Annotated in this window: 24 protein-coding genes; 8 read left to right on the top strand and 16 right to left on the bottom strand. The window is 30.9% G+C overall.

Features of this window, described 5'->3' with window-relative positions:
* Nucleotides 1-27: 27 nt before the first annotated feature.
* A complete protein-coding gene (gene alaS / locus ACVC3Y_RS09855; protein ID WP_452226764.1) occupies nt 28-2643 on the bottom strand; it encodes an alanine--tRNA ligase in 2616 nt (871 codons plus the stop codon).
* A gap of 132 nt (nt 2644-2775) precedes the next feature.
* On the opposite strand from alaS, the gene ACVC3Y_RS09850 reads away from it, so the two are divergent.
* From ACVC3Y_RS09850 to ACVC3Y_RS09830, 5 genes are read left to right on the top strand one after another with little or no spacing between them, the layout of a single operon-like run.
* A complete protein-coding gene (locus ACVC3Y_RS09850; protein WP_303421929.1) occupies nt 2776-3747 on the top strand; it encodes a M23 family metallopeptidase in 972 nt (323 codons plus the stop codon).
* The gene (locus ACVC3Y_RS09845; protein WP_303421931.1) at nt 3747-4076 is read left to right on the top strand and encodes a MerR family transcriptional regulator; all 330 of its coding nucleotides are present in this window, start codon (nt 3747-3749) and stop codon (nt 4074-4076) included. Before ACVC3Y_RS09850 ends, ACVC3Y_RS09845 begins: the two co-directional genes overlap by 1 nt.
* Nucleotides 4077-4087: 11 nt before the next feature.
* The gene (locus ACVC3Y_RS09840; RefSeq protein ID WP_303421933.1) at nt 4088-4687 is read left to right on the top strand and encodes a LemA family protein; all 600 of its coding nucleotides are present in this window, start codon (nt 4088-4090) and stop codon (nt 4685-4687) included.
* Nucleotides 4688-4692: 5 nt separating this feature from the next.
* On the top strand, nt 4693-5133 hold the full coding sequence (locus ACVC3Y_RS09835; protein WP_303421935.1) for a TPM domain-containing protein: 441 nt from the start codon (nt 4693-4695) through the stop codon (nt 5131-5133).
* A gap of 6 nt (nt 5134-5139) precedes the next feature.
* The gene (locus tag ACVC3Y_RS09830) at nt 5140-5988 is read left to right on the top strand and encodes a TPM domain-containing protein (RefSeq protein WP_303421936.1); all 849 of its coding nucleotides are present in this window, start codon (nt 5140-5142) and stop codon (nt 5986-5988) included.
* Between the two features lie 38 nt (nt 5989-6026).
* Here ACVC3Y_RS09830 and ACVC3Y_RS09825 read toward each other — a convergent pair whose 3' ends face one another.
* Both ACVC3Y_RS09825 and der read right to left on the bottom strand, forming a co-directional pair.
* Nucleotides 6027-6524 carry an OmpA family protein gene (locus ACVC3Y_RS09825; RefSeq protein ID WP_452226763.1) on the bottom strand — a complete coding sequence of 166 codons (498 nt, stop codon included), beginning with the start codon at nt 6522-6524 and terminating at the stop codon, nt 6027-6029.
* Between the two features lie 20 nt (nt 6525-6544).
* Nucleotides 6545-7858 (bottom strand): ribosome biogenesis GTPase Der, encoded by a 1314-nt coding sequence (gene der, locus ACVC3Y_RS09820; RefSeq protein WP_452226762.1) that lies wholly within the window; start codon nt 7856-7858, stop codon nt 6545-6547.
* A gap of 100 nt (nt 7859-7958) precedes the next feature.
* Between der and ACVC3Y_RS09815 the strand changes: the two genes are divergently transcribed.
* Nucleotides 7959-8480, top strand: a complete 522-nt coding sequence (locus tag ACVC3Y_RS09815) for a GTP-binding protein (RefSeq protein WP_303421942.1) — start codon at nt 7959-7961, stop codon at nt 8478-8480.
* Here the strand turns inward: ACVC3Y_RS09815 and era are convergent.
* From era to ACVC3Y_RS09750, 13 genes are all read right to left on the bottom strand, one after another.
* Nucleotides 8477-9358, bottom strand: a complete 882-nt coding sequence (gene era, locus ACVC3Y_RS09810) for a GTPase Era (protein ID WP_452226761.1) — start codon at nt 9356-9358, stop codon at nt 8477-8479. The two genes, ACVC3Y_RS09815 and era, sit on opposite strands and share 4 nt — an antisense overlap.
* A gap of 27 nt (nt 9359-9385) precedes the next feature.
* On the bottom strand, nt 9386-9844 hold the full coding sequence (locus ACVC3Y_RS09805; RefSeq protein ID WP_303421946.1) for an RNA methyltransferase: 459 nt from the start codon (nt 9842-9844) through the stop codon (nt 9386-9388).
* 36 nt (nt 9845-9880) lie between these two features.
* Nucleotides 9881-10648 (bottom strand): patatin-like phospholipase family protein, encoded by a 768-nt coding sequence (locus ACVC3Y_RS09800; RefSeq protein ID WP_303421948.1) that lies wholly within the window; start codon nt 10646-10648, stop codon nt 9881-9883.
* 42 nt (nt 10649-10690) lie between these two features.
* Entirely contained in the window at nt 10691-11278 is a 588-nt protein-coding gene (locus tag ACVC3Y_RS09795; RefSeq protein ID WP_452226760.1) for a DUF6134 family protein, read from the bottom strand.
* A gap of 173 nt (nt 11279-11451) precedes the next feature.
* Nucleotides 11452-12105, bottom strand: a complete 654-nt coding sequence (gene fsa, locus ACVC3Y_RS09790) for a fructose-6-phosphate aldolase (RefSeq protein ID WP_303421953.1) — start codon at nt 12103-12105, stop codon at nt 11452-11454.
* A gap of 10 nt (nt 12106-12115) precedes the next feature.
* Nucleotides 12116-14152, bottom strand: a complete 2037-nt coding sequence (locus tag ACVC3Y_RS09785; protein WP_452226759.1) for a transketolase family protein — start codon at nt 14150-14152, stop codon at nt 12116-12118.
* A 212-nt stretch (nt 14153-14364) separates the two neighbouring features.
* Nucleotides 14365-14814, bottom strand: coding sequence for a hypothetical protein (locus ACVC3Y_RS09780; protein ID WP_452226758.1), 450 nt, complete (start codon nt 14812-14814; stop codon nt 14365-14367).
* Nucleotides 14815-14843: 29 nt separating this feature from the next.
* Complete coding sequence (locus ACVC3Y_RS09775; protein ID WP_452226757.1) at nt 14844-15677, bottom strand: universal stress protein; 834 nt, start codon at nt 15675-15677, stop codon at nt 14844-14846.
* 9 nt (nt 15678-15686) lie between these two features.
* Nucleotides 15687-16529, bottom strand: a complete 843-nt coding sequence (locus tag ACVC3Y_RS09770; RefSeq protein ID WP_303421961.1) for a universal stress protein — start codon at nt 16527-16529, stop codon at nt 15687-15689.
* Nucleotides 16530-16543: 14 nt separating this feature from the next.
* Nucleotides 16544-17395, bottom strand: a complete 852-nt coding sequence (locus ACVC3Y_RS09765; RefSeq protein ID WP_303421963.1) for a universal stress protein — start codon at nt 17393-17395, stop codon at nt 16544-16546.
* 253 nt (nt 17396-17648) lie between these two features.
* The gene (locus ACVC3Y_RS09760) at nt 17649-18494 is read right to left on the bottom strand and encodes a universal stress protein (RefSeq protein WP_452226756.1); all 846 of its coding nucleotides are present in this window, start codon (nt 18492-18494) and stop codon (nt 17649-17651) included.
* Between the two features lie 85 nt (nt 18495-18579).
* Nucleotides 18580-19635, bottom strand: coding sequence for a response regulator (locus ACVC3Y_RS09755; protein ID WP_452226755.1), 1056 nt, complete (start codon nt 19633-19635; stop codon nt 18580-18582).
* Nucleotides 19635-20876: a PAS domain-containing sensor histidine kinase gene (locus ACVC3Y_RS09750; RefSeq protein ID WP_452226754.1), complete on the bottom strand. Its 1242-nt coding sequence runs from the start codon at nt 20874-20876 to the stop codon at nt 19635-19637. Before ACVC3Y_RS09750 ends, ACVC3Y_RS09755 begins: the two co-directional genes overlap by 1 nt.
* Nucleotides 20877-21019: 143 nt before the next feature.
* On the opposite strand from ACVC3Y_RS09750, the gene ACVC3Y_RS09745 reads away from it, so the two are divergent.
* Nucleotides 21020-21436, top strand: coding sequence for a hypothetical protein (locus ACVC3Y_RS09745; RefSeq protein ID WP_303421972.1), 417 nt, complete (start codon nt 21020-21022; stop codon nt 21434-21436).
* 17 nt (nt 21437-21453) lie between these two features.
* A complete protein-coding gene (locus ACVC3Y_RS09740; RefSeq protein ID WP_452226753.1) occupies nt 21454-22059 on the top strand; it encodes a WG repeat-containing protein in 606 nt (201 codons plus the stop codon).
* The last annotated feature ends 4 nt before the right edge of the window (nt 22060-22063 follow it).

The raw sequence follows: 22063 nt of genomic DNA, 5'->3' as shown, positions 1-22063 counted from the left end.
TTCTGCATCAATAGCAGAATTTCCATATTATTCTATATATTTTTTTGCTTCACTAAGCGCTATCGCTATTCCTCCTGGGTTTTTCCCTCCAGCAGTAGCAAAGAAAGGTTGTCCTCCACCACCTCCTTGAATATGCTTACCTAGTTCTCTAACTACAGTTCCTGCATTTAAGCCTTTTTTGGCCACTAACTCTTTAGAAATATAGCATGAAAGCAGTGCTTTTCCGTTTTGTTCGGTTGCAAATAACAAAAATAAATTGGTTTGATTTTGTCCTAAATTAAAACATACATCTTTAATTCCTGCAGCATCTAAATCTAGTTTTTTAGCTAAAAACTGAATCCCATTAACTTCAGACAATTCCTTTTTTAAATCACCAATAACATTTTTAGCTTTTTCTTTTAGTAAGCTTTCAATTTGCTTTTTTAAATCGGTATTTTCGGTTTGCAAGTTTTGTAATGCTTTTACCGGTTCTTTTGCATTGTTTAATAAATCTTTCATTTCAAAATACGCTCTGTTATTTTCAAAATAAAAATCTTTAACCGCATCATTAGTTATCGCTTCAATTCTTCTAATACCCGAAGCTACTGCCCCTTCTGAAGTAATTTTAAAATGCCAAATATCTCCTGTATTCTTAACATGAGTACCTCCACAAAGTTCAATAGATTGCCCAAAACGAATCGTACGAACAGCATCTCCATATTTTTCACCAAAGAGCGCCATGGCACCTTCTTCAAGTGCTTTTTCCATAGACACGTTTCTATTTTCTTGTAATGCTAATTTTCCATCAATTCTAGCATTTACAAAATTTTCTACATCTCTCAATTCATCTACTGTTAGCTTAGAGAAATGTGAAAAATCAAAACGTAAATATTTAGAGTGTACAGCAGAACCTTTTTGCTCTACATGCTCTCCTAAAACTTCGCGTAATGCTTGATGCAATAAGTGTGTTGCTGTATGGTTACACTCGGTTCTATAGCGTTGTTTAGCATCTACAGTAGCTTCAAAAGTTTGATACACATCACTTGGTAACTCTTTAGTTATATGAATTATTATATTGTTTTCTTTCTTGGTATCTACAATATAAAATACATTTCCTTTGCTAGATTCTATATAACCTTTATCTCCAACTTGTCCTCCACCTTCTGCATAAAAAGGAGTTAAGTTAAATACTAATTGGTATAATTCGCCATCCTTTTTAGAAACGACTTTACGGTATTTTGTAATTTTAACCTTTGCATTTAATTGGTCATAGCCAATAAACTCTTGATCTTCATCCTCTATTAAAACGGTCCAATCGTCAGATTTCAATTCCGAAGCCTCACGACCTCTACCTTGTTGTTCTTTTAATCGTTTATTGAATTCTCCTTTGTTATACGAAAACCCTTTTTCACGTAAAATCAAATCGGTTAAATCTTCAGGAAAACCATAAGTATCTTTAAGTTCAAAAACCTTTGAACCAGAAACTTGTTTGTCTGAAGCATTATCAACAATACGATCTAAAATAGCCAAACCTTGATCTAATGTTCTTAAAAACGAAGCTTCCTCCTCTTTAATCACATTTTCAATCAATTGTTTTTGCGCTTTAAGTTCTGGAAAAGCGGTTCCCATTTTTTTACTTAATACATCTACTAGTCTATAAATAAAAGGTTCTTTTTTATCTAGGAAAGTAAATCCGTAACGTACCGCACGACGTAAAATTCTACGAATAACATATCCAGCTCCAGTATTACTTGGTAATTGTCCGTCTGCAATAGAAAATGCTACTGCACGAACATGATCGGATATTACACGAATAGCGATATCTGTTTTTTCGTCTTTACCGTAATTTTTATCGGTAATGGTTTCAATTTCACGAATTATAGGTGTAAAAACATCGGTATCGTAGTTAGATTGCACATTTTGTAACACCATACAAAGACGTTCGAACCCCATGCCGGTATCAATATGCTTGTTTGGTAAATTTTCAAGCGAACCGTTAGCTTTTCGGTTGTATTGCATAAATACTAGATTCCAGATTTCGACAACTTGTGGATGGTCCATATTTACTAAAGACTTACCATCAACTTTAGCTTTTTCTTCAGCTGAACGGATATCTACATGAATTTCACTACAAGGTCCACAAGGCCCTTGCTCTCCCATTTCCCAAAAATTATCTTTTTTGTTACCTTTTAAAATACGATCTTCAGAGATATATTGCTTCCAAATATCATATGCTTCTGTATCCATTTCAAGTTTATCTGCATCTTCGCTTCCTTCAAAAACAGTTACATACAAAATATCCTTATCAATTTTATATACATCAACCAAAAGCTCCCAAGCCCAAGCTATTGCTTCCTTTTTAAAATAATCACCAAAAGACCAGTTACCTAACATTTCAAACAAAGTATGGTGATAGGTATCATAACCAACCTCCTCCAAATCATTATGTTTACCAGAAACACGTAGACACTTTTGACTATCTGTAAGTCTAGTATTTTTTGGCTCGCCATTACCTAAAAAGTACTCTTTAAAAGGAGCCATTCCAGAATTTACAAACATTAATGTTGGGTCATCTTTTAAAACCATTGGTGCAGATGGTACGATGCTATGCTTTTTTTCTTCAAAAAAACTTAAAAATTTTGAGCGAATATCTTGAGACTTCATTTGTTTTTTAATAATCTTTGATGTTGTTAAATTGTCTTAATTACAAAACAATTTTTATCTTTGGTCGTTAGCTAATAAATATTAAATAGAATCTCTATTTATATTTCATGCAAAAATAGTATAAATTATATAATGAGTAAGGTAAAATATTATTATGATTCTGAAACGCTTTCATATAGAAAGATTGAGCGTAAAAAACGGCGTACTTTTAAGTACATAACTGTTTTTTTTAGTGCAGCAGCTTTGTTTGGTTTGTTTTTCCTTTTTATTGCTAGTAATTACTTTGAATCTCCTAAAGAAAAAGCTTTAAATAGAGAGTTACAGAATTTAAAATTAAATTTTGATTTACTAAATAAAAAATTTGATGAAGCAGAAGCTGTTTTAGCAAACGTAGAAGATAGAGATAATAATATTTATAGACATTATTTTGAAGCAAACCCAATCCCTGAAGAACAACGCAAAGCAGGTTTTGGAGGAATTAATAGATATAAAAGCTTTGAAGGTTATGACAATTCTAAACTAATTATAGAAAGTAACAAACGTATTGATAGATTGCAAAAGCGAATTGTTGTACAATCTAAATCTTTAGACGAAATAGCTATTCTTGCAACAGAAAAAGAAAAACTTCTAGCTGCAATTCCTGCCATTCAACCTGTAAGAAATGAAGATTTAACACGTATGGCTTCTGGATATGGTATGCGAACAGATCCTTTTACCAAAGCTCGAAAAATGCATTGGGGGATGGATTTTACAGCTCCAAGAGGAACACCTATTTATGCTGCAGGAGATGGTGTTGTAGAACGTGCCGACAGCAATGCAGCAGGTTATGGAAAGCATATAAGAATTGATCATGGCTATGGATATGTTTCCTTGTATGCACACATGTACAAATACAATGTTAGAAAAAATCAAAAAGTAAAACGTGGCGATTTAATTGGTTTTGTAGGCAGTACAGGAAGAAGTGAAGCACCGCATTTACACTACGAAGTTTTTAAAGACGAACAACGCATAAACCCCATAAACTTTTACTATGGCAGTTTAACTGCCGAAGAGTTTAATGAGTTATTAAAACATGCAAGTTTGGAAAATCAATCTCTAGATTAATGTTTATAGAACTACCCGAAAAACGATATTATGGTATTGGCGAAGTTGCCAAGGCTTTTGGTGTAAACACCTCATTAATTCGTTTCTGGGAAAAAGAATTTGATGTTTTAAAGCCAAAAAAAAATGCCAAAGGCAACAGAAAATTTACTCCAGAAGACATAAACAATCTAAAACTTATTTATCATTTAGTAAAAGAAAGAGGATTTACTCTTGAAGGTGCCAAAACACACTTAAAAGAAGAAAAACAAAAAACACTAACTAATTTCGATATAATCAGTAAATTAGAAGGAATTAAAAATCAATTAACTAAAATAAAAGAACAACTTTAAAACGAACAATTATGAAAAAAGTACTTATTCCGTTAATAATATTAGGCTTAATTGCTTTTGCAATATTTAAATGGGGAGTTGGAATTAATAATGAAATTATTGAAAAAGAAGGTCTTGCTTTAGCGCAATGGGCAAATGTAGAAAGCTCTTACCAACGTAGAGCAGATTTAATTCCTAATCTAGTATCTACAGTAAAAGGATATGCAGATCATGAGAAAGAAACCTTAGAAGCTGTAATAAAAGCTAGAGCGGAAGCTACTAAACCAACTATTAATTTAGATGAAAGTGCGTTAACCCCTGAAAACATGGCTAAATTTCAACAAGCACAACAAGGATTAAGTGGTGCTTTATCAAGACTTTTAGTTTCTGTAGAACGCTACCCAGAATTAAAAGCAGACCAGAGCTTTTTAGAATTACAGAGTCAGTTAGAAGGAACAGAAAATAGAATCAATGTAGAGCGCAATAGATTTAATGAACTTGCAGGAGCTTATAATATTTTTATTCAAAAATTCCCTACAAATCTAGTTGCTGGATTTATAAACAAACAAGGACTAGGATTATTTAAATCTGCTCCAGGTAGTGAAAATGCACCAGAAGTAGATTTTAACTAAAAATCATGTCTAACAAAGTAGAAGACTTTTTAAGCACCATAGAAGAGCAAGAAGTTGTTGAAGCTATTCGTTTAGCCGAAAAAAACACCTCTGGAGAAATACGTGTACATATTGAAAACACTTTTAAAGGCGACATAGAAAATCGTGCTTTAGAAGTGTTTTCTATTTTAAAAATGCATAATACTAGATTACAAAATGGGGTTTTAATTTATGTTGCTGTACAAAACAAAGCATTTGCTATTTATGGAGATAAAGGCATTCATGATTTGGTAGGAGCAGACTTTTGGAACCATACCAAAACAACCATTGCTAATCATTTTAAATCTGGGAACTTTAAGCAAGGACTAGTAGATGGTATTTTACATGCAGGGGAACAATTAAAAAAACACTTCCCTATCGCTAATTTAGATTCGAATGAGCTCTCTAACGAAATTTCGAAAGGTTAAAAAAACATGAAGTATTTAGTTCGTTTTTTTCAGTTTACACATAGAAAATATAGTTTTCTTGCTTTATGCTTTGCATTATTCTCTTTTGGAAACATTGCTGCACAATATGATATACCTGAAACACCAGAATTTCAAACTAGTGTTTACGATTACATTAGCATGCTTTCCTCTAACGAAAAAACTGCTTTAGAAAATAAATTAATTAAATATTCAGACACTACATCGACACAAATAGTAGTTGGAATCATACCAACAACCAAAGGTGAAAACATCATGTATTTAGCCACACAATGGGCTCATAAATGGGGTATTGGTGGTAGCAAAGAAAAAGATAACGGTGTTTTTATTTTACTAGCTAGAGATGATAGAAAGATTGCCATTGCAACTGGTTATGGTGTTGAGCATTTATTAACAGATGCGATGTCTAAACGAATTATTGAAAGGGATATTATTCCTTATTTTAAACAAAACGATTACTACGGTGGTTTAAATAGAGGCGCCGATGCTATTTTTGAAATTTTAACTGGCGAATATCAAGGTTCAAGACAGTCTAGTTCTGGGGAATTCCCGATTGGTTTTTTTATACTCCTTTTTATCATCTTTATTATTGTTTTAATTTCTATTTCTAAAAATAGACCTAGAGGCGGTAATGGCACTGATCATTTTGGAGGAGGTAGTAATACCACTCGAGGTATTTTAGAAGCAATCATATTAAGCAACTCTGGTCGTGGAGGGTATAGAAGCGGTTCTGGCGGTTTTGGAGGTGGCTTTGGTGGCGGAAGCTCTGGAGGTGGCTTTGGTGGTGGCTTCGGAGGCGGTGGCTTTGGAGGTGGAGGCGCTTCTGGAGGATGGTAATCCTTCGCTAAAGCTTTGAATTATAAGTTAAATTTAGCTTATTTAGGTGCAACACTAACCAAACGATATTCAAATCTGCTATTTAAGCTATAAGCATTTTTTTTTGATCTTGATTTTGGTCTTTTGTTACCATAACCATTTATTATAATTTGATTTGGACTTACTCCTTTATACTTTAAATAGTCTGCAAGCTGTAATCCTTTTTCTATAGATAATTTTTCATTAATAGAATCTGCAGCATTTGAATGATAATGAGAAGCTATTTCAATAGTACGATTATTTTTAAGCATTTTTAATAATTTACTATCTATGTGTTTTTTGTCTTTTTCAGAAAAAAATGATGCCTTAAAATTTTCAATCTTTAGTTTAGTATACTGTATGTATTTACAATTAACTTCTTCCCACTGTGTTTTATTATTTTCAGTAAAACATCTAATATAGCATTTCCCTGGCTTTGGATTTTTTGGTAAATCTGTATGTTGCGAAAAGCAATAACTAGAAAAAAGAATAAATAAGAAAGTGATAAAATGCCTCATATACAATATAAAAGTACAAATTATTTCTTTCGCATATAAACACTAACAGGAACCCCATGAAAATCAAACTTCTCACGTAATTTATTTTCTAAAAACCGTTTATAAGGTTCTTTCACGTATTGAGGTAAATTACAGAAAAAAGCAAACTGTGGTTGCGGAGTTGGCAACTGCATGATGTATTTAATCTTTACAAATTTCGCCTTAAGTGCTGGAGGAGGATAGTTTTCTATAATTGGCAACATTACTTCATTAAGCTCACTAGTTTTAATACGCTTGCTTCGGTTTTGATAGACCTCTACTGCCGTTTCTATAGCTTTAAAAATACGTTGCTTGTTTAATACCGAAATAAATACAATTGGTACATCTGTAAAAGGCTCCATTTGCTTTCTTATAGCGCGTTCAAACTCTTTAATAGTGTTATTTCCTTTATCTTCTACTAAATCCCATTTATTAACTAGAATAACAATACCTTTTCTATTACGTTCTGCTAACCAAAAAATATTTTGTACTTGACCGTCAAAACCACGAGTAGCATCTAAGACAACAAGACAAACATCACAGTGCTCAATTGCTCTAACACTTCGCATTACAGAATAAAACTCTAAATCTTCTTTAACTTTAGATTTTTTACGAATTCCAGCAGTATCTACTAGATTAAATTCGAATCCGAAACGATTGTATTTCGTGTCAATAGAATCTCTAGTTGTCCCAGCAATATCGGTAACAATGTATCTATCTTCTCCTATTAATGCATTAATAAAGGACGATTTCCCAGCATTTGGACGACCAACTACAGCAAAACGAGGTAGTTCGTCTACTTCATCTTGTGTTTCTTCTACTTCTGGTAAAGCTTCAACAAGAGCATCTAATAAATCTCCTGTACCACTACCATTAATACTTGCAACAGTATAATATTCACCTAAACCTAATGAATAAAACTCTACAGCATCTTCTGCACGTTTACCATTATCGACTTTATTTACTACTAAAAAAACTGGTTTGGTTACTTTACGAAGTAATTTAGCAACATCTTCATCCATTCCTGTTACTCCTGATTCTACATCTACCATAAAGATAATGGCATCTGCTTCATCGATAGCTAATTCAACTTGCTTATCTATTTCTGCTTCAAAAATATCATCACTTCCCTTTACATATCCTCCTGTATCGATTAACGAAAATTCTTTTCCGTTCCAATCACTTTTCCCGTAATGTCTATCTCTTGTTACACCACTTACTGCATCTACAATGGCTTCTCTACGTTGAATTAAACGGTTAAAAAATGTTGACTTTCCAACATTTGGTCTTCCTACAATAGCTACTATATTACTCATAATTTTTTATTTTATCTGCATTACATATCCTGTAAGCGCCTGCAAAGGTAGTGTTTAGTTACAGAAAAAACTGTACATTGAAACATTAAAAATTTGTAAAATGTCATTAAGCAACGAAATAGTACTAAGACCTCGTTTTAAATTTGATGTAAAACTAGATAACGAATCACTATTAAACCATTTTGAAACTACTAAAAAAACACAAAAAGATTTTATAGTTTCTAGGATAGATGATCATGTATTTATTAAAATACCAAAAGCAAAACAACACTTTTGGTCTCCACAATTACATTTAGAAATAAATAAAAATGAAAACAATACCAACAGTACTATTTATGGTTTATTTGGACCAAACCCTACTGTTTGGACTATGTTTATGTTTTTTCACTTTATAGTTATAGGATTATTTTTTGGGTTTGGTGTTTGGGCTTACACCAACTGGTCCTTAGAAACCAATTATTCCCTACAATTAGCAGTAACTTTGTTTATGATTATTGTTTGGTTTGCGCTATATTTTGGCGGAAGAATTGGAAAAAAAACAGGAACAGCACAAATGTATGAACTTCATACTTTTATGCGAGATACACTAAGAAGTAAAGGCATACATGCCGAAACTAATTAATTATTATATCCAAAACGCTTTAGTTGCCTTTGATTGCTTCTCCAGTTTTTGTTTACCTTGACATAAAGTTCTAAGTGAATTTGCTTGCCAAAGAATTTTTCTAAATCTTTTCTAGCTTCTACACCTACTCGTTTTAAAGCAGTTCCTTTATGGCCAATTATGATTCCCTTTTGCGTTTCTCTTTCTACCATTATTACAGAACGTATACGAATGATATTTTCTTCTTCAAAAAACTCTTCGGTATCTACCTCAACAGCATATGGAATTTCTTTTTTATAATGCATTAAGATTTTCTCTCTAATGTTTTCATTTATAAAAAAACGTTCTGGTTTATCTGTAAGTTGATCTTTTGGATAAAAGGCTGGAGATTCTGGGATTAAATCAATAATTCTATTAAAAACTTCTTTTACGTTGAAACCTTCTAAAGCGGAAATTGGAAAAATCTCTGCATTAGGAACATTTGCTTGCCACGTTTGTACTTGTTCTTCTAATTGTGCCTGATCGGATTTATCAATTTTATTAAGAAGTAATAAAACTGGTATTTTAGAATTAGTGATTTTTTTAAAAAAAGCTTCGTCTTTAAGTTCTTTTTCTCCAATTTCAACCATGTAGATCAACACATCTGCATCTTCGAAAGCAGATTTTACAAAATCCATCATAGAAGCTTGTAACTCATAAGCTGGTTTAATAATCCCTGGAGTATCAGATAAAACTACTTGAAAATCATCACCATTAACAATACCTAGAATTCTATGGCGTGTTGTTTGCGCTTTAGAAGTAATAATAGATAATTTCTCACCTACAAAGGCATTCATTAACGTAGATTTACCCACGTTTGGATTTCCAATAATATTTACAAAACCTGCTTTATGTTTCATTTTATTTCTTTTTAATAGATTGCAAAGTTACGACCTTGGTTTGTTTATTCCTCTATCATACATCACAATACTTCCAGCGACTGATACATTTAAGCTCAATTGGGATTTAAATTTAATTAAGAAGTGGCTTTTTTCTATGGCTTGTTTAGACAAACCATGATCTTCTGCACCTAGTAAATACACGCAACGTCTTGGGTGATGAAAAGTTTCTAAAGCTATAGCGGTGTCGTCTAATTCTACGCCAACTAATCTTGCCCCTTTTGGAATGTTGTTATAAAAATCTTCAAAAGTAGGATAGTGAAAATATGGCATAGCCTTTACTGCATTATGTGTATCGCAAGCTTGTTTGGCGTATCTATTTCCAATGGTAAAAATATAACTTGCTCCTAAGTTTTGAGCTGTACGCCAAAGCACTCCTAAGTTTTCGGGTGTTTTTCCGTTTTGAATTCCGATCCCGAAATATTCATTTTCAAAATTATCTACCATTTTACAAAAATATAATTTTATAAATATAGGAGAAGACTATCCTTTTAAATTAAAAATATTTTTCGCGATTTTTTCTTTTGTATTAGTATATCCTAGGTCAAAGATGGCATCCATACTCTTCATATTAAACGTTCCAAAACGAACAAGTTCTTCTGGAGAAATAACCAGATCACAGTCTGAAAATTTAGCTATGGAATGAGATTCTGCCATAATTTTATATGCTCTTTCTAACACCGAATACGAATGTTTTAGACTTCTTGCTTTAATTGGTTTTAGAGGGTTAACATACACTCCAATCATGGATTGACATATCCCTTTTAAAGGTTCTGTTGGAAAATTATTAAGTACTCCACCATCAATATAATGTGAATTTTCAATTTTTACAGGAGTAAAAACACCAGGAAAAGAAGCAGATGCTAAAATGGGTTTTATTAATTCTCCAGAACTAAAAATCTTTAATTTACCGGTTTCGATATTAGTAGCTGCTACAAAAAGCTTTTTTTTTAAACTACTAAAATTATCTTCTGGAAAACAACTATGAAATTCATCGGCAAGTTTTTCTGTATCAATAAAACCTGGTTTTTTAAAGGTAAATTTATTGGTTCTAAATATAGGAATGGTTTTAAAAAAATGAAGAATTTCCTGCCAAGTCAATCCGCCTGCATATAAAGAACCAACTATTGCTCCTGCACTTGTGCCAGAAATATGTGTAGGATATATCCCTGCTTCCTCTAAAGCTTTAATTGCTCCAATATGAGCAACTCCTCTAACTCCACCTCCCGACAAAACTAATCCTATATTCATTTTTTAGTTATTTTAATGATTTAGAGTTTTACATATTATTACTTATTTAGCAATCATTTGAAAGTTAATTAATCCGCCATCAATTTCTGCTTTGGTAAGCTTTCCGTTTTTATAATAATATATGTTTTCTTTTCCTTTAGAATTTATTTTCTTGTAAGTATGATTCCCCAAAGGTTTAATAATATTCAAGGTTCCATCTTCTTCAGAAAAACAATGAGACACCCCTTTAGGTTCTTCAAAATACATTAATATCGTACTATAATCAATAGACGCATTAAATACTTTCGCTTTTTCATTTTCTATAATAGAATAATGATTCCCCAGCCATTTAGTGGTAGTTTCTGCATGTGTTTTGTTGTTTACGGTGATAATAACATCTGCTTTTTTTAAACTGTTATTATTAAAAACTACATTGTATTTATAGTCTACATTTATTTCGGTAATAAATCTAGTCTTTATGTTGGTTATACTCTTGTAATGAATTTCTGAATCTTTATTACTTCTAGATGCTTGAAGCTCTCCAACAACTTTATCCTTTAAAATAATATCAAAATTTAAAATGGTAGTTTTTGTATTTACTTCTGTCTTTGGAAAGGAAAGAATATGGAAAAGTATAAAATACCAAATCATGAATTTTTTTTTAATTAGTCTAAAATTACTACATTTTAAGAAAGAGAAAAAACTACGAATAGAATAAATTTTTAATTTACATATTTTTTTAAAACAAAAAAGCAGATTGTATTTAAGGTACAATCTACTTTTTTATTTGAATAAACACTGTTCTAAATGAAACAGAATTTGTTTTAGTTTCCTTTGTTATAGTCTTCTAAAAACTTAGCTAAGCCACTATCTGTTAAAGGGTGTTTTAACAATCCTGTAATAGAAGATAAAGGTCCTGTCATTACATCTGCTCCTAATTTTGCACAGTTAATAACATGCATTGTGTGACGAATAGATGCAGCTAAAATTTCAGTTCTAAATCCGTAGTTATCGTAAATCATTCTAATCTCATCGATAAGATTTAAACCATCTGTAGATATATCATCTAATCTTCCTAAGAATGGAGAAACATAAGTTGCACCAGCTTTGGCTGCTAATAAAGCTTGTCCTGCTGAAAAAACTAAGGTTACGTTTGTTTTTATTCCTTTATCTGAAAAATATTTACAAGCTTTTACACCATCTGCAATCATTGGAAGTTTTACAACTATTTGCGGATGTAATGCAGCTAAAGCTTCCCCTTCTTTCACCATACCATCAAAATCTGTAGATATAACTTCGGCAGAAACATCTCCTTCTACAAGTTCGCAAATCTTTTTGTAATGGTTTAAAATATTTTCTGCTCCAGTAATTCCTTCTTTAGCCATTAAAGACGGATTGGTTGTTACACCATCTAAAACTCCTAAATCTTGAGCTTCTTTAATTTGTTCTAGGTTTGCTGTGTCAATAAAAAATTTCATATCTATTCTTTTATACTGTTTGTAAATATTCTAATACTTGTTTGCTTACTTTCTCTCCGGTAAATCCAAATTTATCATCTAATACGGTAGCTGGTGCAGAATAGCCAAAGTGTTCTAAACCAAAAACTTTACCTGCATCACCAACTAAACCTTCTAAGTTTACGGGTAAACCTGCTGTTAAGCCAAACAATGGTTTGTTTTTAGGAATCACACTATTTTGATAGTCTTTAGATTGTAATCTAAAAACACCTTCAGATATTACAGAGGCTATATTTACTTTTAGATTATTTTCTTTCTCTAATATTTCAGCGGCAGCAACTAAGGTTGCAACTTCTGATCCGTTTGCGATTAAAACTACATCTGGGTTTGCTACTTCTTTTACTAAATAACCGCCTTTTTCGGCAGCTAAAGCTTCGTTGTATCTTGAATCTCCTTGTGGCTCTACATCTTGAATTCCCTGTCTCGAAAGAATTAAACCAGTAGGTCTGCTTTTGTTTTCTAAAGCCATTTTCCAAGCAACACTAGTTTCTGCTGCATCTGCAGGGCGTAAAGCTAAGAAACTTGGGTCCCCACTATGGTTTTTCAGTTTTTCTAATAAACGTATTTGTGCTTCCTGCTCGATTGGTTGGTGAGTTGGTCCATCTTCACCTACTCTAAACGCATCATGTGTCCAAACGTATTTGACACCTAGTTCTTGTAATGCGCTTAAACGAATTGCAGGTTTCATATAATCGGAAAACACAAAAAATGTCGCAACAACAGGAATAACTCCTCCATGTAAAGCTAATCCGTTAGCAATACAAGCCATCGTTAACTCTGCAACTCCTGCTTGCAAGAAAGAACCTGTAAAGTCGCCTTTTTGTATAGCGTGTGTTTTTTTAAGGAAACCATCTGTTTTATCGGAGTTTGATAAATCTGCCGAGGAAACAATCATGTTCTCTACATTTTCGGCTAAATACCCTAATACTCCAGAGGAAGCTGCTCTTGTTGCTAAACCAGCTTTATGAGTTATTGAAGAAAAATCTAATTCTGGTAATTCACCAGATAAGAAAAAGTCTAATTTAGTTGCTAATGCTTCGTTTGCTTTTCTCCAACTAGCAATTTCTTCTTTCTTTTTGGCAGCTTGAGCCGTTTTTTCAGCTATAATATTTTTATAAAATGCTTGCACCTCTTCATAAATATCAAAAGGACTTTCTGGGTTTGCACCTAGGTTTAATAATGTTTTTTCGTAATCTGCACCGGTCTTACTAATTGGTTGTCCGTGAGAATCACAATGTCCTTCATATTTACTTCCATCGGCAGTAACACAACCTTTACCCATTATTGTTTTACCAATAATTAAAGTAGGTTTTTCTGTTTCGTTATTAGCTTCTGTTAAAGCTTTTCTAATCTCGTCATGATTATGACCATCGATAGTTATTACTTTCCATCCCCAAGCTTCATACTTCATGGCAGTATCTTCAGAAGTCACCTCATCTGTAGAAGTGGATAATTGAATATCATTAGAATCGAAAAACATAATAAAGTTATTCAAACCTAAATGACCAGCAATTCGACCAGCTCCTTGTGAAATTTCTTCTTGAATTCCTCCATCAGAAATAAAACCATATACTTTATGATTCATCCAATCTCCAGAACGTGCTTGTAAGTATTTTGCGGCAATTGCAGCTCCAACTCCCATAGTGTGTCCTTGACCTAGAGGTCCTGAAGTATTCTCTACACCTCTTGCAACATCTACTTCTGGGTGGCCAGGAGTAATAGAACCCCATTGTCTAAAGTTTGCTACATCCTCCTTTTTATAATTACCTAAAAGATAATATTGCGCATACATTAAAGTAGATAAATGACCAGCATCCATAAAAAAACGATCTCTAAACGGCCACGTCATATCTGATGGGTCGTAGTTAAAGAATTCGGAATACAGAATATGCATAAAATCTCCGCCTCCCATTGGCCCACCTGGATGTCCAGACTTGGCTTTTTCTACCATAGCTACAGCCAAGGCTCTTATGTTATCTGCTGCTTGTTGGTCAATTTGCTTGTTCATTTTTAATATTTTGATACGTTTAATAAACTTGTTTAATTTCTAATAAAAATTAGCATTACAAAGATGCTCATTATTTCATAAAATTAATAGTTAATCTAGGATAAATTATTAAGGTTATTACCGTTTTATAAACATCCTCTTTATTTATTAATAAATAGTAAAGAAAAGACTAGTTAAGCGTATTGAAATATTAAAAATGATTTGTTTTCCACTTATTCTCTATTTAGTAAACGAATTTGTTTTTCATCTTTTAAAATATTTTTAAAGATTTGAAACAATTGTGTTTTTAGATTTTTATAATCGATAAAAAATTCACTAATCACTTTTATAAGTTCTTTATGCTCTTTTTTATAACCTACTTCTTCTTTAGGTTTCTTAATATTATCGACTAAAACTTCTAAATCATTGGTATGCGTTCTAACAATATTTAAGAGTTCATTATTTCGTTTTTGAGATCTATTTAAAACGTCTACTATTTCTGTAGTATCTGCAAATTCTTCTTTATTTATAAGCTGCAAAGTATACGTTGTTACTAAATCGTCTAAAAATAATTGTTCATCTTTTATAAAGCTTAATTCGGAATACCATTTTTTAGATGCTTGGTGCATTTCGGATGCACTCATAAGTTCCAAATATTTGTTTTGCGTTTTTGTAGTTATCATAGCTATATATTTAAAAGTTTACATTTTATTTATTCTGGAATTACTAATAATGGTATTATAGGATGAGAACCTATATTTTTCACTACTGGTTCTTTAATAAGGTTTTCAATAAAACTATGCTGATAGTTTACTATTGCAAGTAAATCAATACTTAACTCTTCAATAAAATCATTAATTACTGTTGCTTTTTTAGCATAATTTGGCATCCAATGAAAACTGTGCTCAAAATCTTGTAAAAATCTATCCAACTGATTAAGGTTATACTGTTGTACTTTACTTAACTCTTTTCTTTCTTGAATATGAATTATTTTAATCGTAGCATTATATAACTGGGTTATTTCGCTTAAGGCTTCTAGTTCTGTATCTTTATAAAAACGATTATAATCTGTTGGAAAAGCAACTTTTTTTGGTTTTACAAAATCATACTCATCTGGCACAATCAAAACTGGGCAGGATTTTATATTTTTAAAAACAGATATGGTATTACTACCAAAGAAAATGGTGTCTTTATTAGATGCTCCTTTTGTTCCCATAACTACCAGACTAATTTGATATTCTTTAATCGTATTTAAAATAGCTGAAGTTAATTTTTCAGTACTTAAAACAATTTCAAAATCATGATTTTCGGTATCATTAGAAACCATAGCCAGCTCTTTTAAATCGAGTAACTCTTGCCATGCCTTCGTTTTTAGTTCTTCTAAAAAATGCCCCGTAACAAGGCTTCTTTGCGCTAAAGCCTCATTATTTATAGTATTAAAAAAATAAAAGGTACAAGATTCTTTTGCATATAATTTTAAGACATAAACTATAGCACTCCAAGCATTATCAGAGAAATCTGTTGGTATTAATATATTCTTTTTCATTTTTAATATTTATAATTTTGAAGGAATAACTAAAAATGGAATATTAAGATGAAACCCTATTTGATTAATAGTTGATTTAAAGAATAAGTTTTCAAAAAAGGAGTGTTTATTATTTATCATTACTAGAAAATTAATTCTAGCTTTTCTTTGAAATTCATTTATAGCGTCTTCCACATTATTATTTTTTACATCATGAAATAAATGTGCTACATGTTTAAAATACAGTTCTAGCTTTTGTTTATTTATTTGTTGTTTTTCGGAAAGTGATTCTCCATAATTAACGTGTAAAACATTAACACGAGAGGTATATGCTGATGCCATCGCTACCAATGGAAGCATTTGTTTATCTTGAAAAGCTACCTCATAATCTGTTGGGAATAAAATTTCATGAAGTGGTTCAAACTCAAAATTACTAGGAATAGCTAAAACTGGCACTCTAATGCTTTTAAAAACATGAACCGTATTAGAGCCAAACAACACACCTTGCACATTGGAAGCTCCTTGCGTACCCATAACCACCAAATCTATATTTTCACGATTTACGATTTCTTTTATTTCTGGAATTAAATTATTGAAAGCAGAAATGGTTTCAATAGTATGTTTAGGGTTAGAAAATTTTTCATTAATTCTGGTCTTAATAGTAGCTAAACCTTTTAAAGAGCTTTCTTTGGCAGCATCAAACACACTGAATTGCGCATTGCTAACTTGCATATATTCCATTTGATAAATAACTGGAGTATATGTATTTAAAATGTAAAAGAAACATGTTTCATTTTTAAATAAGTGTAGTGCATATTGAATAGCATTCCATGCATTATTAGAAAAATCGGTTGGTAATAATATTCTTTTCATGGTGTTTATTTTTTTTAATATTCACGTCTTAAGTTTTGTAACACTAGCAATGGAACTTCAAGTTTTAAACTTATTTTATCTATAGTAGATTGAAATAATATATTCTCTAAATAAGAATGCTGTGTATTTACCATAATTAAAAAATCTATAGTATTATCGGAAACATACGTATTAATAGCGCTATCTATCTTTTTATTATCTGTAGTGTAATAGCTTATATTATTTTTACAAATAGTTTCTTCAATAAATGCTTTATTATCTTCCTGTCTGAAAGACAATTTGCCATTTTTAGATACATATAGCATGTCTATTTTTGTTCTAAACGGGGAAAGCAAATCACATATTAATTTTAACTCTCTTCTCTTATATGGAATTAAATAATTAGTTGGAAACAGCGCGTGTTTAGGTTGTTGATATTTATAATCTTCTGGAATCGCCAATATTGGGCATCGTACATATTTTAAAACCTGTAGTGTATTGCTTCCAAAGGTTATATTTCTTGTATTGCTCTTTCCTTTAGTTCCCATCACTACGAGGTCTATATTTTTACCATCTACGATTAAATCGGATTCGTCAAGCAAAGAATTATAAGCAGATATCGTATAATAGGTAAATCTAGGATTTGGAGAAATTTCTTTAACAGTACGCAATAAGTCTGCTAAATTCTCTTCTGATTGCAACTTAACACGTTTCAAAATATCATTAAAATCTGTTCTACTTAATAAAGCTTCATGATTATATACCTCAGCTTGATATGCATGCATGAAGTAAAACTCTACTTTTTGATATTTAAAAAACTCTAATGCATAGGTAATAGCATTCATTGCATTATTGGAAAAATCGGTTGGAATCATTATTTTCATCATACCTAAAGTGTTTATTTTTAATACATTAAAATTAAAAAAGTAAACTAAAAAAAACTATGATAAATATCAGTAAACCAAGAAGAAAAGAGTTTCATAAAATAAAAAAAGCCAGATTTTTTAATCTGGCTTTTTCATGGATTAATAGCAAGTAATTTAATTCATGTAGTATAACATAAACCCCTTAAATTACATTATAAATATACTTTTATAAAAAATGAGAAACTATGACTTTAGTCATAGTTCCATTTTTTTTTTAAATTTCATGCATTACTAAAAAGGGAATATCTGTATGGTAACTAATTTCTTCAACTTTATTATGAAATAATATTTGCTGAAAATAATTAAGATTTTTTGCTACCATAGTTATTAAGTCTACATCTCTGCTTTCAATAAAGCACTGCACAGCATCTTCCACTTTTTTACTTGTTAAATAATGAAAACTATACTTGTAATTATTAAAATAATCTGCTAATAATTCTTTATTTTTTTCTTGATTCGTATTTAATTTTTCAGCCTCTGTTTTAATATGTATAATTCTTAATTGCGAAGTGGTTCTGTCTAAAATTTTGGAAAGCGGAAATAAGGTTTGCAGGTTATAATTTATAGAATAATCTGTAGGAAAAGCTATTTCTTCAATTTTATGATACTTTGCGTTTTCTGGCACAACTAAAGTGGTGCATTTTACTTTTGTTATTACATCTGCAGTATTACTCCCAACAATATATTTTTTGAGACCAGAAGCTCCTTTTGTTCCCATTACAATGGTATTTATTTTTTTTTCTTGAACTTGCTCTCTTATCGATTCAATAAAAAAATTATAATCTGAAACGGTATAAAACTTATGATTGGTATTATTAGGTATTTGATTAGCGATTTTTTTTAAAAGTGCTACCAACTTCTTTTTAGAAGGCTTAATATATTCGTCTTGTATCGTAGTCGAAGTAGCTATATATGAGGTATCATCCATAGCTATATTATTTAGTTTATTTACATGGAGCAAATAAAAATTACATATGGAATACTCGTAAAAATGCAAAGCATATTTAATAGCATTCCATGAATTCTTAGAAAAGTCTGTTGGTAATAAAATATTATACATTGGTATTCTACTTAAAAAAACAAAGTTAATTTTAACAGTCTTTTTAAAATATGACGAATATCACTTTGATACTATTTTTAAAAAATTAAACTATTTGTTCTAATTTTTCAATATCTAGAATCTTAATATTTCTACCTTCAATTTCAATTAAACCTTTCTTTTTAAAACTAGACAAGGTTCGTATTAGACTTTCGGTGGCAATACCAGCAGCACTAGACAAATCACTACGCGAAATTTTTATAGGCTGGTTAGGTTTGCAATTTAATTTTTCGGAAAATTTTAAAATGGTACTTGCTGTTTTTTTACTTACAGAGCTATACGCCATTTCCAATAATTGATTTTTAACTCCTTTTAAATCATCTGTAAGCAACTGTATAAGTTCTAAAGTCACTTTATGATTTGTATTTAAAATCCCTTTTAGTTGATCTTTAGAAACACCAACTAATTTAGTTTCTTTAATTGCTGCTGCAGATTCTTGATACGCTATATTTTGAATAAACGAGGTGTAACCAAACAAGTCATCCTCTTTATACAAAGCAGTTGTAAGCTCTTTGCCTTGCTCGTCTAACTTATAACATTTTACGATACCTTGAATTACTAAAAATATATAATTGGAGTTTTGACCTTCTTCATAAATTATATCGCCTTGTAAAAAATGAAAAGGTTTTCCATTGTCATCAAAATAGTTTTTAAGATCGTTAAGTGTTCTTATTTCATCCTCTTCTTCTGTTTCTATTTCTGTATGCTCCTTATCTCTTATGTCTTTTAAAATAGATGCTCTAGCAATTCTACTTTCAATAGCACTAATAAGTTCATTTTCATCAAAAGGCTTTGTTATATAATCATCTGCACCAAGATCCATTCCTTTTCTTACATCTTTTCGTTCAGTTTTTGCAGATAGAAAAACAAACGGAATGTGTTGTGTATTTTCATTTTTAAACAAAGTTTCTAATACGCCATAACCATCTAATTCTGGCATCATGACATCACAAACTATAATATCTGGAAGCTCTTTAATTGCTGCTTCTACTCCCAACTTTCCATTTGCAGCTGTAACGACATTATAGTTAGAAAGCTCTAAAAGTTCGGCTGTGTTTTCTCTTAAAACAACATCATCTTCAATTAATAAAATTTTCTTCATTATTGGGCAATATTTGGAATTGTAATTATAAATGTGGATCCTTTATTTTCTTCACTTGTAAACGATATGGTTCCGCCTAAATTTTCAAAATGGGTTTTTATTATGTTTAGTCCAATTCCTGTTCCTTGTGTTAGCAATGCATTTTCTGCTCTAAAATAACGGTTAAATATATTTTTTTGGTCTTTTTCAGGAATTCCAATACCATTATCGATTATTTGAATGATTGTATTTTCTTTATCTTGATGAACAATTATTTTTACCGTTGAGTTTTCTGGTGAATATTTAATAGCATTATGCACTAGGTTTGACAAAGCTAATTCCATAATTTTCTCGTCTTGTGTTAACGAAATATGATCAATATTTTCTGGATAACTTATTTTTTGTCCAAATTTTAAAAGCATATTTGCATTGTAAACTACTTCGTCTACAACTTTACTTAATTTAAAAGTACTAAACTTATAATTTACATTACCTGTTTCTAATTTTTCAATAGATAAAAAGTCATTTAATATATTATTTAGATAGTGCACTTTATTGGTAATTGTTTCAATATGCTTATCTCTCTTTGCTTGTTGTTCTTCTAATTTATACTTACTTAACAACATGGTGGATGTTAAAATACCGCTTAATGGTGTTTTAAACTCATGCGATACTAGTGATAAGAATTTTGTTTTGAGTTCGTTAAGTTCGATTTCCTTTTTAAGTGCATTTTTTATTTTGTTCTCTGCTTCAATTCGTTTTTTATTTTCTGCATCCAACTTAATATTGACGCCTTTTAATTCATCTATAGTAGCGCTTAATTCTTTGGTTCTTTGAAATACTTTCTCTTCCAGATCTTCATTTAACTGCTGTATTTCTAGTTCTTGTTGTTTACGTACAGAAATATCAATTACCAAAGCCATTATGTATCCTTCGCCATCCATTTTAAACGGATTTAATCCAGCCTCTACAGGAAAGCTGCTTCCATCTTTATGTGCTCCAAACAAATCTCGACCTCGTCCCATTGGTCTACTTTCCTTGTGTTTCATAAAACCATTAAAATGTGCTCCATGACCGGCATGATAATTTTTTGGAATAAGCACATTTAACGTTTGGTTTATAAGTTCGCCTTTTTTATAGCCAAACATGAGATCTGTCGAATCGTTTGTAAAAACAATATTCTGTTTTTCATCTACAACAATTACACCTTCTGAAACGGCTTCAAAAAGTACATTAAAAATCTCCTGGTCTATTTTAAACATAAATAATTATAATGTTTTAATACTGCTTTAAAAATACAAAACTATATGTCCTAAACCACACTTATTTAATTCTAATAACTGATTAATATCATAATTTAATAGCTAACAGGTAATTATATTTATACTTAGGAAACACCTACAGTATGAAAAAAAAGCACAAAACAACTCTAAATTTCTATAAAAACTTAGGAAATCTATTTTACGCCATAGCTGCTGCAGATAAAAGTATCACGCCTTTAGAGGTGATAACTTTGAAAGAAATTATTAAATCGAAATGGCTAAAAACAGAGACTTTAAAAGATACATTTGGCACGGATAGCGCTTACCAAATCGAATTTATTTTCGATATACTGCATCGTGAAAACAATTTAGATGTAGAAAAATGCTACGCAGATTTTATAAACTATAAAAAGGCACAAAATCATTTTTTTTCTCCATCTGTTAATCAATTAATATTACAAACTGCTAATGCGATTGCCAATAGTTTTTCAGGAAAAAATAAATCCGAACTAATACTACTTGCGAAGCTTGAAATGGAATTAAGAAAGACAGATATATAATTATAAATAATAAGATCATGAAAAAAACAATATTACTATTCGCTCTATTACTGATCCCTATTTTTGGGTTTACACAAACCTTAGAAAACATAGACTACATTTCAACATTTAAAGAAGACCTAGCAGCTATCAAAAAAGATAATCAATGGGCTTTTATAAATAAAGAAGGCTCCATTGTTATAGATTTTCGAGAAGATTTAACGGAAACAAAAACAGAAGCTGGCTCTTCTCCGGTTTTTAATAACAAAAGATGCTTAATCCAACAACAAAAAGATGGTATAAACTATTATGGATTTATTGATACATCTGGAAAAACTGTTATTGAACCTCAGTTTTTAAATGCTACTACCTTTTCCAATAATTATGCTATCGCATTAGAATTAGTTAAAGTAGATTTAGGTAAAAACAACCTGCTTAATAAGGACATCGTGAAATACAACTATTTTCAAGTAGTTATAGATTCTTCCGGAAAGGTTATAACTTATTTAACAGAAGCTACTCCTGTAGAATTATCGACTACAAATTTAAAGAAAGCACCAGTGATATCATCCCAGTTCCTTTCTAAAAAATTAGTAGCTGTTATGACAAAAAACAAACAATGGATTATAAAAAAAATAGACTAATACC

The sequence above is a fragment of the Lacinutrix cladophorae genome (assembly GCF_053604645.1).
Note: the sequence above shows the minus strand (reverse complement) of the source record. Positions and strands in the feature narration are given on the sequence as shown.

What these genes read in the sequence shown, in the direction of transcription:
- alaS (WP_452226764.1), bottom strand. Translation starts at nt 2,643, where the DNA reads ATGAAGTCTCAAGATATTCGCTCAAAATTTTTAAGTTTTTTTGAAGAA.
- ACVC3Y_RS09850 (WP_303421929.1), top strand. Translation starts at nt 2,776, where the DNA reads ATGAGTAAGGTAAAATATTATTATGATTCTGAAACGCTTTCATATAGA.
- ACVC3Y_RS09845 (WP_303421931.1), top strand. Translation starts at nt 3,747, where the DNA reads ATGTTTATAGAACTACCCGAAAAACGATATTATGGTATTGGCGAAGTT.
- ACVC3Y_RS09840 (WP_303421933.1), top strand. Translation starts at nt 4,088, where the DNA reads ATGAAAAAAGTACTTATTCCGTTAATAATATTAGGCTTAATTGCTTTT.
- ACVC3Y_RS09835 (WP_303421935.1), top strand. Translation starts at nt 4,693, where the DNA reads ATGTCTAACAAAGTAGAAGACTTTTTAAGCACCATAGAAGAGCAAGAA.
- ACVC3Y_RS09830 (WP_303421936.1), top strand. Translation starts at nt 5,140, where the DNA reads ATGAAGTATTTAGTTCGTTTTTTTCAGTTTACACATAGAAAATATAGT.
- ACVC3Y_RS09825 (WP_452226763.1), bottom strand. Translation starts at nt 6,524, where the DNA reads ATGAGGCATTTTATCACTTTCTTATTTATTCTTTTTTCTAGTTATTGC.
- der (WP_452226762.1), bottom strand. Translation starts at nt 7,858, where the DNA reads ATGAGTAATATAGTAGCTATTGTAGGAAGACCAAATGTTGGAAAGTCA.
- ACVC3Y_RS09815 (WP_303421942.1), top strand. Translation starts at nt 7,959, where the DNA reads ATGTCATTAAGCAACGAAATAGTACTAAGACCTCGTTTTAAATTTGAT.
- era (WP_452226761.1), bottom strand. Translation starts at nt 9,358, where the DNA reads ATGAAACATAAAGCAGGTTTTGTAAATATTATTGGAAATCCAAACGTG.
- ACVC3Y_RS09805 (WP_303421946.1), bottom strand. Translation starts at nt 9,844, where the DNA reads ATGGTAGATAATTTTGAAAATGAATATTTCGGGATCGGAATTCAAAAC.
- ACVC3Y_RS09800 (WP_303421948.1), bottom strand. Translation starts at nt 10,648, where the DNA reads ATGAATATAGGATTAGTTTTGTCGGGAGGTGGAGTTAGAGGAGTTGCT.
- ACVC3Y_RS09795 (WP_452226760.1), bottom strand. Translation starts at nt 11,278, where the DNA reads ATGATTTGGTATTTTATACTTTTCCATATTCTTTCCTTTCCAAAGACA.
- fsa (WP_303421953.1), bottom strand. Translation starts at nt 12,105, where the DNA reads ATGAAATTTTTTATTGACACAGCAAACCTAGAACAAATTAAAGAAGCT.
- ACVC3Y_RS09785 (WP_452226759.1), bottom strand. Translation starts at nt 14,152, where the DNA reads ATGAACAAGCAAATTGACCAACAAGCAGCAGATAACATAAGAGCCTTG.
- ACVC3Y_RS09780 (WP_452226758.1), bottom strand. Translation starts at nt 14,814, where the DNA reads ATGATAACTACAAAAACGCAAAACAAATATTTGGAACTTATGAGTGCA.
- ACVC3Y_RS09775 (WP_452226757.1), bottom strand. Translation starts at nt 15,677, where the DNA reads ATGAAAAAGAATATATTAATACCAACAGATTTCTCTGATAATGCTTGG.
- ACVC3Y_RS09770 (WP_303421961.1), bottom strand. Translation starts at nt 16,529, where the DNA reads ATGAAAAGAATATTATTACCAACCGATTTTTCTAATAATGCATGGAAT.
- ACVC3Y_RS09765 (WP_303421963.1), bottom strand. Translation starts at nt 17,395, where the DNA reads ATGATGAAAATAATGATTCCAACCGATTTTTCCAATAATGCAATGAAT.
- ACVC3Y_RS09760 (WP_452226756.1), bottom strand. Translation starts at nt 18,494, where the DNA reads ATGTATAATATTTTATTACCAACAGACTTTTCTAAGAATTCATGGAAT.
- ACVC3Y_RS09755 (WP_452226755.1), bottom strand. Translation starts at nt 19,635, where the DNA reads ATGAAGAAAATTTTATTAATTGAAGATGATGTTGTTTTAAGAGAAAAC.
- ACVC3Y_RS09750 (WP_452226754.1), bottom strand. Translation starts at nt 20,876, where the DNA reads ATGTTTAAAATAGACCAGGAGATTTTTAATGTACTTTTTGAAGCCGTT.
- ACVC3Y_RS09745 (WP_303421972.1), top strand. Translation starts at nt 21,020, where the DNA reads ATGAAAAAAAAGCACAAAACAACTCTAAATTTCTATAAAAACTTAGGA.
- ACVC3Y_RS09740 (WP_452226753.1), top strand. Translation starts at nt 21,454, where the DNA reads ATGAAAAAAACAATATTACTATTCGCTCTATTACTGATCCCTATTTTT.